The 18,354-nt window shown below is 74.3% G+C and carries 17 protein-coding genes and 2 pseudogenes; 12 read left to right on the forward strand and 7 right to left on the reverse strand.

From position 1 onward, the window contains the following. Positions 1–26 precede the first annotated feature (26 nt). The 4 genes and pseudogenes from BS73_RS31280 to BS73_RS40800 all read right to left on the reverse strand — a co-directional run. Positions 27–1,670 (reverse strand): acyl-CoA synthetase, encoded by a 1,644-nt coding sequence (locus tag BS73_RS31280; protein ID WP_037577740.1) that lies wholly within the window; start codon positions 1,668–1,670, stop codon positions 27–29. Positions 1,671–2,034: 364 nt separating this feature from the next. Continuing rightward, positions 2,035–3,036, reverse strand: a pseudogene (locus tag BS73_RS36750) (Rv2578c family radical SAM protein); the annotation flags it as partial. Between the two features lie 79 nt (positions 3,037–3,115). Then, positions 3,116–3,427 carry a LysE family translocator gene (locus tag BS73_RS40795; RefSeq protein WP_322987301.1) on the reverse strand — a complete coding sequence of 104 codons (312 nt, stop codon included), beginning with the start codon at positions 3,425–3,427 and terminating at the stop codon, positions 3,116–3,118. A 107-nt stretch (positions 3,428–3,534) separates the two neighbouring features. Further along, a pseudogene (locus tag BS73_RS40800) lies at positions 3,535–3,741 on the reverse strand (LysE family translocator); the annotation flags it as partial. 111 nt (positions 3,742–3,852) lie between these two features. Between BS73_RS40800 and BS73_RS31295 the strand changes: the two are divergent. Together BS73_RS31295 and BS73_RS31300 are read left to right on the forward strand one after the other, a co-directional pair. Then, positions 3,853–4,305, forward strand: coding sequence for an Lrp/AsnC family transcriptional regulator (locus tag BS73_RS31295; protein ID WP_037577742.1), 453 nt, complete (start codon positions 3,853–3,855; stop codon positions 4,303–4,305). 54 nt (positions 4,306–4,359) lie between these two features. Continuing rightward, on the forward strand, positions 4,360–4,707 hold the full coding sequence (locus BS73_RS31300) for a VOC family protein (RefSeq protein WP_037577743.1): 348 nt from the start codon (positions 4,360–4,362) through the stop codon (positions 4,705–4,707). Between the two features lie 37 nt (positions 4,708–4,744). Here the strand turns inward: BS73_RS31300 and BS73_RS37930 are convergent, their stop codons facing one another. Continuing rightward, positions 4,745–5,662, reverse strand: a complete 918-nt coding sequence (locus BS73_RS37930; protein WP_152617792.1) for a phosphotransferase family protein — start codon at positions 5,660–5,662, stop codon at positions 4,745–4,747. Continuing rightward, complete coding sequence (locus tag BS73_RS31310) at positions 5,659–6,738, reverse strand: MBL fold metallo-hydrolase (RefSeq protein WP_037577744.1); 1,080 nt, start codon at positions 6,736–6,738, stop codon at positions 5,659–5,661. The genes BS73_RS37930 and BS73_RS31310 overlap by 4 nt, the downstream gene beginning before the upstream one ends. A gap of 237 nt (positions 6,739–6,975) precedes the next feature. Between BS73_RS31310 and BS73_RS31315 the strand changes: the two genes are divergently transcribed. The 3 genes from BS73_RS31315 to BS73_RS40130 are packed head-to-tail and all read left to right on the forward strand — an operon-like array spanning position 6,976 to position 9,352. Then, a complete protein-coding gene (locus BS73_RS31315) occupies positions 6,976–7,500 on the forward strand; it encodes a MarR family winged helix-turn-helix transcriptional regulator (RefSeq protein ID WP_084704495.1) in 525 nt (174 codons plus the stop codon). Further along, positions 7,497–9,143 (forward strand): chloride channel protein, encoded by a 1,647-nt coding sequence (locus BS73_RS31320; RefSeq protein ID WP_235215593.1) that lies wholly within the window; start codon positions 7,497–7,499, stop codon positions 9,141–9,143. Before BS73_RS31315 ends, BS73_RS31320 begins: the two co-directional genes overlap by 4 nt. Further along, positions 9,113–9,352 (forward strand): hypothetical protein, encoded by a 240-nt coding sequence (locus BS73_RS40130; protein WP_235215594.1) that lies wholly within the window; start codon positions 9,113–9,115, stop codon positions 9,350–9,352. Before BS73_RS31320 ends, BS73_RS40130 begins: the two co-directional genes overlap by 31 nt. Before the next feature lie 475 nt (positions 9,353–9,827). Here the strand turns inward: BS73_RS40130 and BS73_RS31330 are convergent, their stop codons facing one another. Then, on the reverse strand, positions 9,828–10,769 hold the full coding sequence (locus BS73_RS31330) for a LysR family transcriptional regulator (protein ID WP_037582078.1): 942 nt from the start codon (positions 10,767–10,769) through the stop codon (positions 9,828–9,830). A gap of 89 nt (positions 10,770–10,858) precedes the next feature. On the opposite strand from BS73_RS31330, the gene BS73_RS31335 reads away from it, so the two are divergent. The 7 genes from BS73_RS31335 to BS73_RS31365 all read left to right on the forward strand — a co-directional run bounded on the left by BS73_RS31335 (position 10,859) and on the right by BS73_RS31365 (position 18,351). Beyond that, complete coding sequence (locus tag BS73_RS31335) at positions 10,859–12,025, forward strand: acyl-CoA dehydrogenase family protein (protein ID WP_037577747.1); 1,167 nt, start codon at positions 10,859–10,861, stop codon at positions 12,023–12,025. Next, complete coding sequence (locus BS73_RS31340) at positions 12,022–14,172, forward strand: acetate--CoA ligase family protein (protein WP_051941201.1); 2,151 nt, start codon at positions 12,022–12,024, stop codon at positions 14,170–14,172. The genes BS73_RS31335 and BS73_RS31340 overlap by 4 nt, the downstream gene beginning before the upstream one ends. After that, positions 14,169–14,573, forward strand: a complete 405-nt coding sequence (locus tag BS73_RS31345) for a Zn-ribbon domain-containing OB-fold protein (RefSeq protein WP_152617793.1) — start codon at positions 14,169–14,171, stop codon at positions 14,571–14,573. Before BS73_RS31340 ends, BS73_RS31345 begins: the two co-directional genes overlap by 4 nt. Continuing rightward, on the forward strand, positions 14,570–15,739 hold the full coding sequence (locus BS73_RS31350) for a thiolase (protein ID WP_037577748.1): 1,170 nt from the start codon (positions 14,570–14,572) through the stop codon (positions 15,737–15,739). Before BS73_RS31345 ends, BS73_RS31350 begins: the two co-directional genes overlap by 4 nt. A 51-nt stretch (positions 15,740–15,790) precedes the next feature. Next, entirely contained in the window at positions 15,791–16,531 is a 741-nt protein-coding gene (gene fabG, locus BS73_RS31355; RefSeq protein ID WP_037577749.1) for a 3-oxoacyl-ACP reductase FabG, read from the forward strand. A 687-nt stretch (positions 16,532–17,218) separates the two neighbouring features. Next, entirely contained in the window at positions 17,219–17,572 is a 354-nt protein-coding gene (locus BS73_RS31360; RefSeq protein ID WP_037577750.1) for a hypothetical protein, read from the forward strand. Beyond that, positions 17,572–18,351, forward strand: a complete 780-nt coding sequence (locus BS73_RS31365; protein ID WP_037577751.1) for a hypothetical protein — start codon at positions 17,572–17,574, stop codon at positions 18,349–18,351. The genes BS73_RS31360 and BS73_RS31365 overlap by 1 nt, the downstream gene beginning before the upstream one ends. Positions 18,352–18,354 lie beyond the last annotated feature (3 nt).

Below are 18,354 nucleotides of genomic sequence, written 5' to 3' on the forward strand. Positions count from 1 at the left end.
CGGCGCGGCTCGGTCGCCGGCCCGGTTCAGTCGCCGTCGCCCTCCGCCAACTCCCGGTAGGCGTCCCGGAGATCGCGTTTGAGGATCTTGCCGCTGGGGTTCTTGGGGAGGGAGCCGGCGAAGCGGACGTACTTGGGCCGCTTGTAGCCGGCCAGGTGGCCGCGCAGGCCCGCCTGGATCCGGGCCTCGGTGAGGGCGGCGCCGTGCTCGTCGGGCTTGCGGACGATGATCGCGGTGACCGCCTCGATCCAGTGCGGGTGGGGGACGCCGAAGACGGCGGCCTCGCCGACGCCCTCGATCCGGTACAGCGCCTCCTCGACCTCCCGGGAGGCGACGTTCTCGCCGCCGGTCTTGATCATGTCCTTCTTGCGGTCGACCACCGCGAGGTAGCCGTCCTCGTCCAGCACCCCCAGGTCACCGGAGTGGAACCAGCCGCCGCGGAAGGCCTCGGCGGTCTTCTCCGGGTCGTTGTAGTAGCCGAGCGCGGCGTGCGGGCTGCGGTGGACGATCTCGCCGACCTGCCCCGGGGGCAGCGGCCGGTCGTCCTCGCCGACCACCCGGGTCTCGACGTTGAGCGCCGCCCGGCCCGCCGAGCCGGGCCGCTCGGACTGCTCGTGCGGCGGCAGGATGGTGGCCAGCGGGGCCATCTCGGTCTGGCCGTAGAAGTTCCACAGCCGCACGTCCGGCAGCCGGCGGGAGAGTTCGGCCAGCACCTGGGCGGGCATCGGCGAGGCGCCGTAGTAGCCCTTGCGGAGGCTGGACAGGTCGGTGCGGTCGAAGTCCGGGTGGCGGAGGAGGGAGATCCACACCGTGGGCGGGCAGAAGAGCTTGCTGGCCCGCTCGCGCTCGATCGCGGCCAGCAGCGCGGCCGGGTCGGGGCCGGGCAGGATGACGCTGGTCGCGCCGAGGTAGACGTCCACCGAGAAGAAGCAGTCCAACTGCGCGCAGTGGTACATCGGCAGGGCGTGGACCTCGACGTCGTCCGAGGTCATCCCGCCGTCGACGACGCAGGAGACGTACTGGGCGATCAGCGAGCGCGAGGAGAGGAGGACGCCCTTCGGGCGGGACTCGGTGCCGGAGGTGTACATCAGCCGCAGCGGGTCGTCGTCCGCGACCAGGACGTCCGGGTCGGAGTCGTCGCCGGAGGCGATCCACTCGTCCACGTCCTGCCAGGAGCCGCCGGCCGCCGCGGCCGATGTTGCCGCCGCTGCCGCTGCCGCCGACCCCGGATCGCCGGGGATCCGTCCGCGGAGAATGTCGCCGCCGGTCGCCCCGGCCGCCGCCAGCGCCTTCTCGGCGGTGGGCAGCAGGGCGTCCTGGGCGACCAGCCCGGAGGCCCCCGAGTGCCGGAGGATGTACGCGATCTCCTCCACCCCCAGCATGAAGTTGACCGGCACCAGCACCGCCCCGAGCCGGGCCGCGGCGAAGGCCAGCACCGGGAACTGCAGGCAGTTGCGGCTCAGCAGGGCCAGCCGGTCGCCCTTCGCCAGGCCCTCCGCCGCCAGCCGGTTGGCGCAGCGGTTGACGGCCGCGTCGAACTCCGCGTAGCGGAGCCGCCGGTCGCCCGCGACGACGGCGAGCTTGGACGGATGGCGCAGGGCGGTGCGCCGCAGGACGTCGCCGAGCGCCTGCCGGCGTGCGCGTGCGACCTCGTCGGCCGTGTCGGTCATCGCTGAACCTCCGCATCGCCGGATCGGCAGCAGCGTATGCCACCGCGGCCCGGCTGAGCAGGGGTCGGCATCGACCTCCTCGCCGGGGTCGTTGCCGGGCGTGGTGTCCTGATGAGGGAGAGGAGGCACGGGTGGCCCGCGCTGCTTCCGCTGGTCTCCGCACTGCGCTCGCGGCCCACGCCGGCCCGGGTGGTGGCCGCCGGGGCGCGGCTCCGGTGCCGGCCCCGCCCGCTCCGGGCGACCGCGGGGACCGCCCGGAGCGCCCCGAGCAGGGCTGGTCCGGCCCGTCACAGAAAGCTGAGCTGCGTCCCGTCCGGCGCGGACGGCCGGGCCGCCCCCTCCGCCGCCGCGCCCCCTCCGGGGCCTCCGGCTCAGCCGGGTCCTCCGCCGCTCCGCGCCGTCCGCCGCCCGAGGGGCCCAGCCCGTAGCGCGCGGCGATCTCGTGCACCTGCCGGGTGATCCGGCGCTGGTACCAGGTCGGCGCGTACGCCGAGTCCCGGTACAGCCGCCGGTACCGCCCGACCAGGTGCGGATACTCCTCCGCCAGCCACTGGAACCACCACTCGCGGGCGCCCTGACGCAGATGCAGCACCAGGGGGGTGACGGACCGCGCGCCCGCCGCGGCGATGGCCCGGACGGTCGCCTCCAGCATCTCCGGCTGGTCGGTGAGGAAGGGCAGGATCGGCGCCATCAGCACGTCGCAGCGGACGCCGCCGTCGTTCAGCGCCCGGCAGGCGTCCAGCCGCTTGCCGGGCTGCGGGGTGCCGGGCTCCACCCGCCGCCACAGGTCGCCGGGGCCGATGAAGCCGACCGAGACCGCCGTCGACACGTCCGTCACCGCGGCGGCCCGGGCGAGCAGCGGCAGGTCGCGGAGGATCAGCGTGCCCTTGGTCAGGATCGAGAAGGGGTTGGCGTGGTCGGTCAGCGCCTGGATGATCCCCGGCATCAGCCGGTACCGGCCCTCGGCCCGCTGGTACGGGTCGACGTTGGTGCCCATCGCGATGTGGTCGCCCTCCCAGCGCGGGGAGCCGAGTTCGCGCCGCAGCAGCTCGGCGGCGTTGGTCTTCACCACGATCTGGGTGTCGAAGTCGTGTCCGGTGTCGAGGTCCAGGTAGCTGTGGGTCTTCCGGGCGAAGCAGTAGACGCAGGCGTGGCTGCAGCCCCGATACGGGTTCACCGTCCAGGCGAACGGCACCCGGGAGCCGCCGGGCACCCGGTTGACGATGCTCCGGGAGCGGATCTCGTGGAACGTGATGCCCCTGAACTCGGGGCTGTCGAAGGTGCGGCTGTGGACCGCGCTCCGCGCGAAGAGCGCGTCTCCGCCGGGGGCGCCTTGGTCGGCCGGATTGAGGTTCTGCCACCGCATGCCAAGAGAATAGAACATCTGAGCGAATACGTCAGTCGAACGCCCCGAGGGACGGATTCCGGCGCCGGCCGGCGGGCGGTCAGTGGGTCAGGCGTTCCGCCAGGAGGGCGGTGCCGATGGCGAGCATTGCGGCGCCGGAGAGGCGGGAGATCCAGCGGGCCGCGGTGGGGCGGGCGCGGAGGACGCGGCGGGCGCCGGTGCCCACGCCGAGGTAGACGACTCCGCAGTTGGCGGTGTGGACCAGGCCGAGGAGGGCGATCTGGGCCGCGGCCGGCCAGAGGGCCGAGGCGTCCCGGGTGAACTGCGGGAGGAGGGCTGTGAAGAGCAGCAGCGCCTTGGGGTTGAGGCCGCTGATGCCGGCGCCCTTGAGCGCGCGCCGGGGCCACGGCACGGGGTCGGCGGGGCCTCCCCGGGGGTGGGCACGGCGGCGGGCCGGGCCAGGGTGGCCGCGCCCAGCCAGATCAGGTACGCCCCGCCGGCCGCGGTCAGCGCGGTGAGGACGATCGGCGTCCGGGACACCAGCGCGGCGACGCCCGCCGCGACCACCGCGGTGAGGGCGACGTAGCCGGCCAGCAGGCCGCCCACGGCCGGCAGCACCGAGCGGTCCCGCAGCCCCGAGGCGATCGCGTACGCCCAGTCCGCCCCCGGGACCAGCACCAGCATCAACGACACCGCCCAGAAGGCGGCGACGGACCCGAGGGCCATGGTGTCTCTCCTGTTCCGTTCTCTCCTGCCGGGGGGAGATTAGGACGGATCCGGGAGCGGGTGTTTTCATGTTTTACCTGGACAGAGGCACTGAGTGGAAGAATCTCCCCCATGGACGAGATCGACCGGAAGATCCTTGCGGAGCTGCAGCTCGACGGCCGGCTCACCGTCACCGAGCTGGCCGCGCGGGTCCGGCTGAGCGTCTCGCCGTGCCACCGCCGGCTGCGCGGGCTGGAGCGCTCCGGCGCGATCAGCGGCTACCGGGCCACGGTGGACGCGCAGGCGCTGGGCTTCACCTTCGAAGCGCTGGTCTTCGTCACCATGCGGGACGAGGACCGGAGCACCGTGGCCGCCTTCGAGGAGGCGGTCGCGGACATCCCGAACGTCCTCCAGGCGCAGCGGCTCTTCGGCGACCCCGACTTCCTCCTCCGGGTGGTCACCCGCGACCTGGCGGCCTTCCAGCGGCTCTACGACGAGCGCCTCGCCACCCTGCCGGGGGTGCAGCGGCTGACCTCCACCCTGGTGATGAAGAGCGTGGTCGAGGACCGGCCGCTGCCGCTGTGACCGGTCACGTGTCGGTGGTGGTGGGGAAGCGGGCTTGGCGCTAGGTTTCCAGGGGTGATCAATGGTGCGCACATCGTGCTGTACAGCCGGGACGCGGAGGCGGACCGGGAGTTCTTCCGGGACGTCCTCGGCTGGCCCCATGTCGACGCCGGGCGGGGCTGGCTGATCTTCGCGTCCCCGCCGGCCGAGGTCGCGATGCATCCCACGGACGACGGCGCCGCCCACGAGCTGATGCTGATGTGCGACGACCTGGACGCGACCATGGAGGAACTCCGCGCCAAGGGCGTGGAGTTCGCCCAGCAGGTGACCGAGCTGCGGTGGGGCCGGCTGACCGCGTTCCATCTGCCGGGCGGGGGCGAGCTGGGCCTCTACCAGCCGACGCATCCCCGGCCGGAGGCCTGAGCCCGAGGGCTGGACCCGAAGCCCGGTCCCCGGGGCCTCACAGCGGCGACAGCAGCGACAGCAGGCGGTCGGCCTGGCGGTCGGTGGTGCCCGGAGGGTTGCGCGGGTGGGCGGTGAGGCCGTCGGAGGTGAGGAGCAGCAGCCAGACGAGGGCCAGCAGCCGGCGGTAGCCGGGCAGCAGGGAGCGCTCGGCGGGGCCCAGCGGGAGCCGGAGGAGTTCCGGGGTCAGCTCGACCGCGGCCTCCGACCAGGCGGAGACGTGTTCGGTCAGCTCGGCCAGTTCGAAGGCGCGGTCGCTGCGCCCGGACTCCTCGAAGTCGACCACGTGGACGGTCGAAGTCTCCTGGTCGTAGAGGTAGTTGGCGAGGTTGCCGTCGCCGGGGCCGAAGACCGGCGGGGGTGCGGAGGCGGGGTCCGGCACTCGGACGGCACGAGCCTCGGCGTCGGCGTGGGCCTCGATGGGGACGTGGGCGCCGAGCCAGTCGAGGCCGGCGTCGAGGGCGCGCCGGATGTGCGGGGTGGCGTTGGTGTGGGGGCGGAGCCGCGGCGCCCACTCCCGCACGCGGGCGGCGACCGCGGCCGGATGGCCCGGCCGGAGCGGGAGCGCCTCGGCGGCCGGCGCGTCGGCGGGGAAGTGGAGTCTGGCCAGGGCGCGGGTGAGGGCCTGGACCACCTCCGGGGTGAGGGGAAGCCCGCGGAGGGGCACCCCGGGGAGGCGGGTCATCGCCACCCAGGGGCGGTCGCCGCGGAGGTCGGCCGCCAGCGGGTGCGGGGCGAGCCCGGGCGCCCGCTCGGCGAGGAGGCGCAACGCGCGCCATTCGCGCCGGGCCGCGTCCCGGGCGTCGGCCGGCGGCCCGGCGAAGTGCTTGCGCAGCTCCCCTCCGGCCCGGCCGCCCTCCACCCGGTGGCGGTGGGGGCGGGCCTCCGAGCGGCGCGGGACCTGACGGGGCGTCAAGCGACCGTGTAGTGGCGGGTGCCGGACTCGGTGGCGACCCGGAGGCGGCCCTCCAGCACCAGCAGGTCCAGGTGGGCCGCCGTCTCCAGGATGGCGAGCATCCGGCTGAAGAGGTCGAGTTCGCCGAGGGCGCGCCGGTGGCGGGTCCAGGTGAGGCGGGCGGCGGTGTCGGCGGCGGTGGTGGTGCGGTGGGCGGCCAGGGCTTCGAGGATGTCGTCCAGGCGGGTGCGGTGGTGGTCGAGGAGCTCGTCGATGCGGCGGTGGACGCTGTCGGTGTCCGGGCCATGGGCCGGCAGGAGGCGGGCGTCGGGGAGGGCGCGGACGGCCTTGAGGGAGCCCAGGTAGTCGCGGAGGGGGAGCTCGGTGGGGGCGGGCTCCACGCCGATCGAGGGGGTGATCTGGGGGAGGACGTGGTCGCCGGCGAAGAGGAGGCCGTTGTCCTCGTCGTGGAAGACCAGGTGCCCCCGGGTGTGTCCGGGAGTGGCGATCGCCCGGATGCGGCGGGTGCGCAGGCCGAGGTCGGTGCCGTGGGCCAGCCACTCGTCGGGGTAGGCGAAGTGCAGTGCGGGGCTGGGGCGTGACTTCCCGGACTCCGTGGACTTCCGGTCCTGGGCGCGGAGTTCGTCGGCGACGGCGTACGCCCCGGCGCGGTGCAGCAGCCGCAGCTCGGCGGTGGGGCCGCCCCACTCCGGGCCGAGGAGGACGTCGAGGGTGTGCCGCTCCTCGGCGCCGAGGGCGACCGGCGTGCCGAACTCCCGGCGCAGCGCGACGGCCTGGGTGTAGTGGTCGCGGTGGACGTGGGTGACCAGGTGCCGGTCGACGTCGCCGAGCTTGGCGTCCAGCTCGTCCAGGCTGCGGGCGAGGAGCTCGCGGGCCTCGGGGAGGTCCCAGCCGGCGTCGATCAGGACCAGGCCGTCGCCGTCCAGTACGGCGTAGGCGTTGACCGCGCGCAGGCCCTTGTCGGGGAGGGGGAGCGGGATGCGGTAGACGCCGGGGGCGACCTCGTGGGCGCCGGGGCGCTCCCACGCGTAGCGGTCGCCGTTGCCGTCGCCGCTGCCGGTCGGCTGGTCGGTCATGGGTGGGCCCTCCTCCCGCGCGCGGTCGGCGCCTCCCCAGGCCGGGGCCTGTCGAGGTCGTCGCCGGGCTGCGCGGCCGGTACGTCTGGTCGGTCCACCCTAATCCGGACACCCATCGTCTGAAAAGACGGCCCGGGGTCGCGCGGCTCACACGGCCGGCCCGCCTCGCGCCCTTGCGGCGTCTTGACAGGTAAACACTACCTTCATGCAAGTGTTGCCGTATGCAATACTTGCGCCATGGTGAAAGACCAGCGTGAGACCACCCCGCCCGAACCCCCGGAAGCGCCGGGGGAAGAACCGGACGCGGCCGAGGTGCAGGCCTTTCAGCAGGCGACCCGGGACCTGATCGGGATCGCCCTGCGCAGCCTGGACGAGACCGGCGACGGCGTCTCGCTCCCCCAGATGCGGCTCCTCCTCGCCCTCCGGGACCTGGGCCGCTGCTCCTCCTCGCAGGTGGCGCGCGCCCTGGGTCTGGGCGCCTCGTCCGTGACCCGGCTGGCCGACCGACTGGCCGCCTCGGGTCACCTCCAGCGCGGCCGTGACCCGGAGAGCCGGCGCGTCGTGGCCCTCGAACTGTCCCTTCGGGGACGGGAGTTGGTCGAGAGGGCGCTCGCCTGGCGCCGGCGCGAGCTGCGCCGCGTGCTGGCCGCGCTGACCCCGGAGCAGCGCGCCGCGACCGCCGAGGGTCTGCGGAGCCTCCACCGCGTGGTGGCCGAGGACCCGTCGGACCTTCCGCTGCCGACCGGGCCGGTGCCGCTGTGAGCGCCCGGCGCGGACCGCGCGCGGCCCATCTGGGGGACTTCACCGTCCAGCCCCGGATGCTGAAGATCACCGCCTGGGCGCTGCCGGTGGGCGGCGCCGGCGCGCTGGCCGCCCTCGGCCTGCTGCGGTTGATCGGACTGGTCACCAACCTCGTCTTCTACCAGCGCTGGAACACCGCGATGATCGCGCCGGGGCGGGTGCACCACCCCTGGTGGCTCGTGCTGGGGGCGCCGGTGGCCGGCGGGCTGATCGTCGGCCTGATGGCGCGCTTCGGCTCGGAGAAGATACGCGGCCACGGCATGCCCGAGGCCATCGAGTCGATCCTGACCGGCGGCAGCACCGTCCAGCCCAAGGTGGCCGTGCTCAAGCCGGTCTCGGCCGCGGTCAGCATCGGGACCGGCGGGCCGTTCGGCGCCGAGGGGCCGATCATCATGACCGGCGGCGCGATCGGCTCGATCCTCGCCCAGCTCCTCCATCTGACCGCGGACGAGCGGAAGACCCTCCTCGTCTCCGGGGCCGCGGCCGGCATGGCCGCCACGTTCAACTCGCCGCTCGCCGCCGTGCTGCTGGCGGTGGAGCTGCTGCTCTTCGAGTGGCGGCCGCGGAGCTTCGTGCCGGTGGCCGCCGCGGTGGCGGTCTCCACGGTGTGCCGGGGGTTCCTCCTCGGCCGCGCCCCGATCTTCCCGGTGGCGGTCCCGGCGACCGGCCTCCACCTGTCTCCCGAGGTGGAACTCCTCGCCGCGGTGTGCGGACTGAGCGGCGGGGCCCTCGCGGCCGCCGCCACCTGGCTGGTCTACCGGTCCGAGGACGCCTTCGTCCGGCTGCCGATCCACTGGATGTGGTGGCCGGCCATCGGCGGCTGCGTCATCGGCCTCGGCGGCCTCGTCGAGCCGCGCGCGCTGGGCGTGGGCTACGACGTCATCGACCAACTGCTGACCGGGCGGGCCACCGTGGGGCTGATCGTCGGCGTACTCGTGGTCAAGACGCTGATCTGGGCGCTCTCCCTGGGTTCCGGCACCTCCGGCGGTGTGCTGGCCCCGGTCTTCATGATCGGTGGCGCCCTCGGGGCCGCCGAGGGGATGCTCTTCCCCCATGTGGCGGGCGGCTTCTGGGCGATGCTCGGGCTGGCCGCCGTCGTCGGGGGAGTGATGCGCTCGCCGCTCACCGGGATCGTGTTCACCCTCGAACTCACCCATGTCTGGGGCGCGTTGCTGCCGCTGCTGGTCGCCTCCACCGCCGCGTACGGCCTCTCGGCGCTGATCCTCAAGCGCTCGGTGCTCACCGAGAAGATCGCCCGCCGCGGGCTCCATCTGACGCGCGAGTACTCCACCGATCCCCTGGAGACGTTCTTCGTCAAGGAGGTCATGCGCCCGGCGCCGGCCGTGCTGGTCGAGGACACCCCGCTCGACCAGGCCCTGCTGGACCGCGTCGAGGCGGCTTCCGGGCACGGGCACCTGATCCCCGTCACCCACGCCGACGGCACCCCCGTCGGGCACACCACCGCGCGGGCCCTGGCCGAGCGCCGGCCGAGGACGGGACGGGGGCGCGGACCGTGCGGGACGCCGCGTGGCCGCTCCAGCTCACCCTCGACCCGCAGGACACCCTGCGCGAGGTGGCCTACCGGTTCGCGGAGCTGGATCTGACCTGCGCGCCGGTCCTCGCGCCGGCCGAACGCCCCCGGGTGGTCGGCATCATCACCTTGCGGGACCTGCTGCACGCCCGCCGGCACGACCTCACCGAGGAGCACCACCGCCAGCGGCTCATCCCGCGCCGCCCCGCCCGGGTCGGCGCGGCCACCGGGCCGCTCCCGCGGTCCGCGTCCACCGAGCCCGAGGAGCCCCGGCCGGTGTGACCACCCCCGGTGCCCCGCCGCCGCCCGCACCCGCGCGGCGGCGGGGGCGCCACCGTCCCAGGAGAGAGAGGGAGCGCCATGCCGACCGGGTACCGCCTGCTCGCCGTCCGTCTGCGCACCGCCCACCTGCTCGGCGACCCGGACGTCCTCGCCGCCCTGCTCCACCCCCAGGCCCACTGGCACCGCCCCGACGCCGCCGCCGGGACCACCGGCGACCGCGACGCGGCGGCCGAGTTCCTCCTCGCGGAGCCGAAGGACGGCGCGGGACCCCTGGCGGTGGAGGAGACCATCGCGTTCCCCCGGGCCGCGGTGCTCGCCCTGCGGCCCTCGCCCCCGCCGCCGCGCCGGTGTACCGGGTCTTCCACCACAACCTCGAACAGGTCACCCACATCCACGACCACGACCGGCGCGACGAGGCGCTGGAGTCGGCCGATCTGCCCGCGCCGCTCTGCTGAGGCGGGCGCGGCCGCGACGCTCAGGCCCCCGGGAGGTCGGCGAGGTCGCCGAGGCGTTCCCGGACGCCCTCGGCGACAGTGATCAGGGCGTCCAGGGCCGGGTTGGGGTCGTCCGCCCGCCAGGCGAGGCCCAGCGGTACCGGCGGGGCGTCGACGATGGGGAGGAAGCGGAGGCCGGGGACGGTGAGGTGGGCGGCGGAGACCGGGACCAGGCCGACGCCCGCGCCGGCCGCCGCCATCGACAGGATGGTGTGGGTGTCCGGCGCCTCCTGCGCCTCGACCAGCCGCATCCCGCGCTCCCGGAACCAGGTGGCCAGCATCCCCCGGATCGTCGAACCGCGCCCGGACGGGTAGTTGACCAGCGGGACGCCGTCCAGGTCGATGAAGCGCAGCGCGCTCTGCGCGGCCAGCGGATGGTCCTGCGGCACCGCGGCCACCAGCGAGTGCCGGATCAGCTCCCGCACCCGCAGCCCGCCCCCGTCGCCGCCCGCCCGCACCAGTTCCTCCGGCAGCGGCAGCCGCAGCAGCCCCGCGTCGATCTCCAGCCGCAGCAGCCGCTCGGCCAGCTCCCCGGCGTACAGCGGGCCGACCACCTCCAGCCGTACCGACGGCCTGGCGTCCCGGAACTCCCGGGTGATGAACAGCAGTTCGCGGTACGAGGTCGGCCCGGAGAAGCCGAGGCGCACCCGCCCGCTCTGCCCGGCCGCCGCCCGCCTGGCGGCCTCCTGGGCGCCGGCTATCGCCTCCAGGCCGACCCGCACCTCGCGCAGGAAGGCCTCGCCGGCGGCGGTCAGCTCGACGCTCCGGGTGGTGCGGTGCAGCAGTTGGGCGCCCACCTCCCGCTCCAGCCGCTTGATCTGCTGGGAGAGCGGGGGCTGGGTCATGTGCAGCCGGGCCGCCGCCCGGCTGAAGCTCAGCTCTTCGGCGACGGCGACGAAGGCCTGCAGGTGGCGCAGCTCCATGGCGGCCCACATTATGTCGCGGCGGCGAATAGATCGAGGGGCGAATCGGTGTTAGATCACTCACTCGGTGCGGTGCTACGTTCCGTCGCATGACTAGCTTGGCCAACGAGGGCGACGTCTTCGACGACATCATCAGGACCGTTCGCGACTTCGTACGCAACGAGGTCGTCCCGCTCGAGGACGAGATCGAGAACAGCCACGAGATCCCGGAGCGGCTGCGCACCGCCGCCGCCGAGATGGGCCTGTTCGGCTGGGCGCTGCCCGAGGAGTACGGCGGCCTCGGCCTGAACATGCGTCAGGACGTCCGGCTGGCCATCGAGTTGGGCTGGACCACGCCCGCCTTCCGGTCGATGCTCGGCACCAACAACGGCATCGCCGGCAAGGCCCTGGTCAACTTCGGCGACGACGAGCAGAAGCAGCGGTGGCTGCCCCGGCTGGCCTCCGGCGAGGCGGTCGCCTCCTTCGCCCTCACCGAGGACGGCGCCGGCTCCGACCCGTCCGGCGTCCGCACCAGGGCGGTGCGGGACGGCGCGGACTGGGTGCTCAACGGCGCCAAGCGGTTCATCACCAACGCCTCCCGGGCCCAGCTCCTGGTGGTCTTCGCGCGCACCGCCACCGACCCGGAGACCCCCGCCAACCAGGGGATGTCCGCCTTCCTGGTGGAGACCGACCGGCCCGGCGTCACCGTCTCCGAGCCGGACGTGAAGATGGGCCAGCACGGCTCGGTCACCAACGAGGTCGGCTTCACCGACGTCCGCGTCCCCGCCTCCGCCCTCCTCGGCGCGGAGGGCGACGGCTTCAGCGCCGCCATGGCCTCCCTCACCCGCGGCCGCCTCCACATCGCGGGGATCTGCGTCGGCCAGGCCGAGCGCGCCCAGCAGGCGGCCGTGGAGTACGCCGCCACCGCGACCCAGGGGGGCCGGTCGATCAGCCGCTTCCAGCTGGTGCAGGGCCTTCTCGCGGAGAGCCAGGCCGAGCTGTTCGCCGGCCGCTCCATGGTGCACGCCGCCGCCGAGGCCTTCGACGACGGCAGCGACACCCGGATCGGCCCGTCCAGCGCCAAGCTGTTCTGCTCCGAGATGCTCGGCCGGGTCGCCGACCGGGCGGTCCAGGTCTACGGCGGCATGGGCTACATGCATGGCGCGGTCGTGGAGCGGATCTACCGGGACGCCCGGCTGTTCCGGATCTACGAGGGCACCAGCGAGATCCAGAAGGTCATCATCGCCAAGCAGCTGCTGCGCGGGGCGGCCGGGTGAGCCCGCGGCTGACCGGCGCCGAGCTGGCCCGGGTGCTCTTCCGGCCGCGGTCGATAGCGGTGGTCGGGGCCTCCGACAACCCGGTGAAACTGGGCGGCCGGCCCGTCGACTACCTCAAGCGGTTCGGGTTCCGGGGCCGGATCATCCCGGTCAACCCGCACCGGGCGACCGTCCAGGGCCTGCCGGCCTTCCCGTCGCTGGACGCGGTGGACGGCGAGATCGACCTGGCCATGCTGATGGTGGACGCCCGCGGCGCCGCCGAGGCGGTCCGCGCCACCGGCCGGCGCGGCATCCGGGCGGCCATCGTCGGCGCCGCCGGCTTCGCCGAGACCGGGCCGGAGGGCGCGCGGCTGCAGGCCGAACTGCTGGCCGCGGCACGGGAGACCGGGGTGCGGGTGCTCGGCCCGAACTGCCTCGGGCTGATCGGGGTCGCGGACGGGGTGGTGCCCACCTTCACCTCCGCCCTCGACGAGGACGGCGGGCTGCGCACCGGCCCGGTCGCCTTCGCCACCCAGTCCGGCGCCTTCGGCACCTTCATCTTCTCCGCCGCCCAGCGGGCCGGCATCGGCTTCTCCCAGTTCGTCAACTCCGGCAACGAGTCGGACCTCACCACCGCCGAACTCCTGGACCTGCTGGTGGGGTTGGCGGAGACGAAGGTCCTGCTGGCCTACCTGGAGGGGGTCAGCGACGGGCCGACCCTGCTGGCGGCCGCGCGGAAGGCGCACGCCGCCGACAAGCCGATCGTCGCCGTCAAGGTCGGCCGCTCGGCCGCCGGCGCCCGCGCCGCCGCCTCGCACACCGCCTCACTGGCCGGCGAGGACACCGTGTTCGACAGCGTGGCGCGGCAGTTCGGCATCGTCCGGGTGCCCGGCACCGAGCCGATGCTGGACGCCGCCCAGATCTTCGCCACCGGCCGCCGGGCCCGCGGCCGCCGGCTCACCACCCTCTCGCTCTCCGGCGGAGCCGGGGCGCTGATGGCCGACGAGGCCGAGGCCAACGGCCTCACCGTCGGGGTGTGGGAGGAGGAGTGGCAGCGGCGGATGGCCGCGGTCATCCCCGCCTACGGCTCCTCCCGCAACCCGGTCGACCTGACCGCCTCGCTGATCAGCGACACCGCGCTGCTCAACCGCTCGCTGGAGGTCGCCGTCCAGCACCCCGGCACCGACATGATCGCGGTGCTCCTCGGCAACGCCTCCCGCAACGGCCACGAGCTGGTGGCCGCGATCGAGAAGGCCTACCGGGCCACCGACATCCCGATCGCGGTCGTCTGGACCGGCGGCGACGGCCGGGCCCCGGCCCGCCTCCAGGAGCTCGGCATCCCGTGCTACCCGGACCCCGGGCGGGCCGCCGCGGCGCTCGCCAGGCTCGCCGACCACAGCCTCCGCCCGGCACTGCCCGCGCCGGTCCGCCCGGAGGACTGCGATCCGGCGGCGGCCCGCGCGGTCGTCGACGCGGTACGGGCGGCCGGGCGCACCCGGCTGGACGAGGCGGAGTCGGCCCGGCTGTTCCGCGCCTACCGGCTGCCGGTCGCGCCCTCCGTGCCCTGCGGCGACGCCGAGGAGGCGGTGGCCGCCGCGGCCGGACTCGGCGGTCCGGTGGCGGTCAAGGTGCTCTCCGCCGCGATCGGCCACAAGAGCGACCTCGGCGGGGTCCGGCTGGGCCTGACCGACCCCGGCGAGGTCCGGGCCGCCGCCACCGAACTGCTGGGCCTGGCGGGCGAGTACGGCCGGCCGCGGGTGCTCGTCCAGCGGATGGCCGAGGGCCGGCGGACCGAGCTGATCCTCGGCGCCAAGCGGGACCCGGCCTTCGGGCCGGTGGTCGTGGCCGGCCTCGGCGGGGTGCTGGTCGAGGTGCTCGCGGACAGCCGGGCGGCGGTCGCCCCGCTGGACCACCCGGGCGCCGTACGGCTGCTGCGCTCGCTGCGCGCCGCCGCGGTGCTGGACGGCGTGCGCGGCGGCCCCGCCTTGGACGTGGACGCCGCCGCGGACGCGGTGGTCCGGCTCTCCTGGCTGGCCTCCGACCTCGGCGAGGAGCTGGCCGAACTGGACGTCAACCCGCTGCTCCTCGGCCCGTCCGGCGAGGGCGCCGTCGCGGTGGACGGCCTGGTGGTGCTGAGCGGGAACCGGAAGAGCGGAGGACAGGCGTGAACGACAGGGTGAGTGACGTGGCGTCAGCCGCGCCCGGGCCGGTGTACCGGGCCGGGCTGGCCGTCGGCGAGCTGCGCTACCAGCGCTGCGGCGGCTGCGCGGCGGCGGTCCACCCGCCCCGGGTGCTCTGCCCCGAGTGCGGCTCGCAGGAGCTGGACTGGCGGCGCAGTGCGGGCCTCGGCGAGGTCTACTCCACGACCGCCGTCCGCGGCCGGTCGGGGGTCCACAACGTGGCGCTGATCGACCTGGACGAGGGCTTCCGGATGATGTCCCGGGTGGAAGGGACCGAGCCGGACGAGGTCCGGATCGGGGACCGGGTCGGCTTTCTGACGGCCGATCAGGACGGCGAGCCGATCGCCGTGTTCCAGCGGACCGAGACGAAGGGCGGGCCCACCGCATGACTTCCGGCTCTCTGCGCGGACGCGCCGCCGTCGTCGGCGTCGCCGAGTCCGACCTCGGCGAGGTCGCCGAGGGACTGACCCCGCTCGACCTCTGCGGGCAGGCCGCCGCCCGCGCGCTGGCCGACGCCGGCCTCAGGAAGTCCGAGGTGGACGGCCTCTTCACGGCCTCCTCCTACTACGCCCTGGCGGCCATGGACACCGCCGAGTACCTGGGCATCAGGCCGAGGCACATCGACGGCACCAACATCGGCGGGTCCTCCTTCGTCTCGCATCTGCTGCACGCCGCCGCGGCCGTAGAGGAGGGGCTCTGCTCGGTGGCGCTGATCGTCTACGGCTCCACCCAGCGCTCGGACGGCGGCCGGCTGGTCTCCCCGTCCAAGCCGGACCCGTACGAGGGCCCCTACCGGCCGCGCTACCCGGTCAGCATGTACGCGCTGGCCGCCGCCCGGCACATCCACCAGTACGGGACCACCCGCGAGCAGCTGGCGGACGTCGCGGTCGCGGCCCGGCAGTGGGCGCGGCTCAACCCGGCTGCCTTCGAGCGCGAGCCGCTCACCCGTGAGGAGGTGCTGGGCTCCAGGATGATCAGCGACCCGCTGACGGTCCGGGACTGCTGCCTGGTCACCGACGGCGGGGGCGCGCTGGTCGTGGTCTCCGCCGAGCGGGCCCGGGAGCTGGAGCGGAACGGCGGCCCGAAGCCGGCGTACCTGCTGGGCGCGGGGGAGGCCACCTGGCACCGGAACATCTCCCGGATGCCCGACCTCACCGTCACCGCCGCGCGCGACTCCGGCCGCCGGGCGTTCGAGATGGCCGGGCTGCGGCCGTCCGACGTGGACGTGGTCGAGCTCTACGACGCCTTCACCATCAACCCCGTCCTCTTCCTGGAGGACCTCGGCTTCTGCGCCAAGGGGGAGGGCGGGTCCTTCGTCGCGGACGGCGCCATCGCCCCCGGCGGGCGGCTGCCGGTGAACACCAACGGCGGCGGGCTCTCCTACTGCCACCCGGGGATGTACGGGGTGTTCACCGTCATCGAGGCGGTCCGGCAGCTGCGCGGGACCTGCGGGGAGCGGCAGGTCGCGGACGCGGAGGTGGCGCTGGCCCACGGCAACGGAGGGACCCTCTCCAGCCAGGTCACCGCGATCCTCGGCACCGGCGAGACGCTCTGACGGCTCGCCGGCTCACATGGACGGATCAGGCAGCACAAGGGAGTCATGGGAATGCTGGTAGCGGGTAAGTCGGCGCTGGTCACCGGCGGGGCGCAGGGCATCGGCTTCGCCATCGCCAAGCGGCTGGTGGAGGAGGGGGCGCGGGTCCTGATCGCGGACATCGACCCGGAGCTGGCCGCCGCCTCCGCCGAGCAGCTGGGCGGCCCGGCGGTCGCGCGGTCGGTGGGCTGCGACGTCACCTCGGCGGAGGCCGTGAAGGCCGCCGTGGACGCGGCGGTGGAGGCCTTCGGTTCGCTGGACGTCATGGTGAACAACGCCGGGATCACCCGGGACGCCACCATGCGGAAGATGACCGAGGACCAGTTCGACGCGGTGATCGCGGTCCACCTCAAGGGCTGCTGGCTGGGCACCCGGGCGGCGTCCGCGGTGATGCGCGAGCAGGAGGGCGGCGGGTCGATCGTCAACGTCTCGTCGATCTCCGGCAAGGTCGGCATGATCGGCCAGACCAACTACAGCGCGGCCAAGGCCGGCATCGTGGGCCTGACCAAGGCGGCCGCGAAGGAGGTCGCCTTCCGCAACGTCCGGGTGAACGCGGTGCAGCCGGGGCTGATCCGGACCCGGATGACGGAGGCGCTGCGGGAGGACGTCTGGGCGTCCAAGCAGGCCGAGGTGCCGATGGGACGGGCGGGGGAGCCGGAGGAGGTGGCCGATGTGGTCCTCTTCCTGGCGAGCGGGCTCTCGTCGTATGTGACGGGGACGGTACTGGAGATCTCCGGGGGCCGGCACATCTGATCCCGCCCCGGCGCTTCCTCCGCCTCGGGGGACGCGGGGTTTCCTTCGGGACCGCCCGGTGGCGTGCCGCCTCCTGCCAAGGGGCGGCCCGCAGCCGGGAGTCGAGGCGGATCCCGGCGCGGGGCGGGCGGCGGCCCGGCGGCCGGCGGCGTGGGCGGCGGCCCGGTCCCTCCCACAGCCCGTCGCGCCCGTCGCGCGCCCGGCCGCCCGGCGAACGGCGGTGTAGGCGCGGGGGCCGGCCGGCGGGGGCGTGCGGCGGGGCCGGTCGCGCCCCGAACTGGGCTTCGCCGCAGTCGAGTTGGCTCCGCCGCCGGGCGCGGTGGCCGACGCGGCCAGAGCCGCCGGGACGCCCGCTGTCGCCTCGCCGAGTGCCGTCCCTCCGCACCCGGGGATCTCCCGCGGCGCTGTGTGACCCGCTTACTCGAACGTAAAGGCGGGGGCGGATGGATATCCCGCGGGGAAGAACCCGTAAGGTGCTCTCCGACCGGGCCCGATGGGCCCGTCGGCGAGAGGCGCCTCGGAGGGGTGTCGGAACGGCCGATCCAGGTCCGACGACCACTCATGGTGACGTCACCATACACAAGTTGCGTATGCGGACCGGAATCGAGCCCTGAATTCCTCTTTTCGCAGTGTGAGTGCGGGCACCAGTGCTCCAACTCCGCGCGCGATGCTCTAATCTGCCGAAGCATGGACGCAACGCACTTCGCAGACGTCGATGCGGTCCGCGACTACGCGGCCGGACTGTCGTTTCAGCAACTCCAGTGCCGGGACTTCGGCCACAACTGGCGCCCCCACACCGCGACGCGGCGGGACGACGGCGGTTTCGACCGAGTCCTGGTCTGCCGCTGCCACGCGCAGCGGCACCAGATCCTGGACTCCTACGGCCGGATCGTGGCCTCGCACTACTCCTACCCGGACGGCTACCAGATGCCCCGCGGCTCCGGCCGCATCAGCAGTGACGACAAGGGCATCCTCCGCATTGCCAGCATCGAGGAGAGCTCCCGCCGCTCCGACTCCAAGCGCGGGAAGAAGTCGGCCTGATGGCCCAGGACGTCACCATCTCGCTTTGGTGCGACTGGTGCGACCTGCTGGGTCTCGAGCGGGTGCCGGCTCGGCACCAGCACGAGCTCGCGCTGGACGGGCCGGTGCGCAGGGTCGACCTGTGCGACCGGTGCCATCTTCAGCTCGAACCCTTCCTGGAGCTCTACAAGGAGCGCGGGCAGCAGGTCGAGCAGCCGAAGAAGAAGGCGCTCGCCCGTAAGCGGCCCAAGCCGGAGCCCCAGCTCGTCTCCGTCCCGCAACAGCAGCAGCTGGGCGGCATGGGGGCGGGCGCGGGCGTCGGCGCGAGCTCCGGCGCGGAGCTCGCCGGCGGGGGCGCGCAGCCGGGTGCTCAGCAACAACTCGGCGGCCAGCAGGAGTTGGCCGCCGGGGACGCCGCTGTGCCCGGCGGGGTGCCGGCCGCGCAGGCCATCCAGGGTGACGTGTTCGGTGGCGCGCAGATCGTGCAGCCGCGTGTTCCGCAGAAGAAGCGCGGCGGGCGTACCCGCGACCCGAACAAACCGAGCCTGGTCTGTCCACTGGCCCACCCCGGCAGTGAGACCGGCCCGATGCGGATCAGCTACGAGGGCCGGAACAGCCACGCCGACATGGTGCACGGGCTGCGGTTCTCGCAGATCGAGTGGCATGACCCGGACCAGATACTGACGGTGCCCTGCACGGTGCACCAGGAGTGCCTGGACCACAGGGTCATGTTCACTACAGAGGTCGGGGCCCGCAGCCACCGCGCGAGCTCCAACCTGCCGCGGCTGGACGAGGACTGACCC

The sequence above is a fragment of the Phaeacidiphilus oryzae TH49 genome (genome assembly GCF_000744815.1).
Classification (GTDB): Bacteria; Actinomycetota; Actinomycetes; order Streptomycetales; family Streptomycetaceae; genus Phaeacidiphilus; species Phaeacidiphilus oryzae.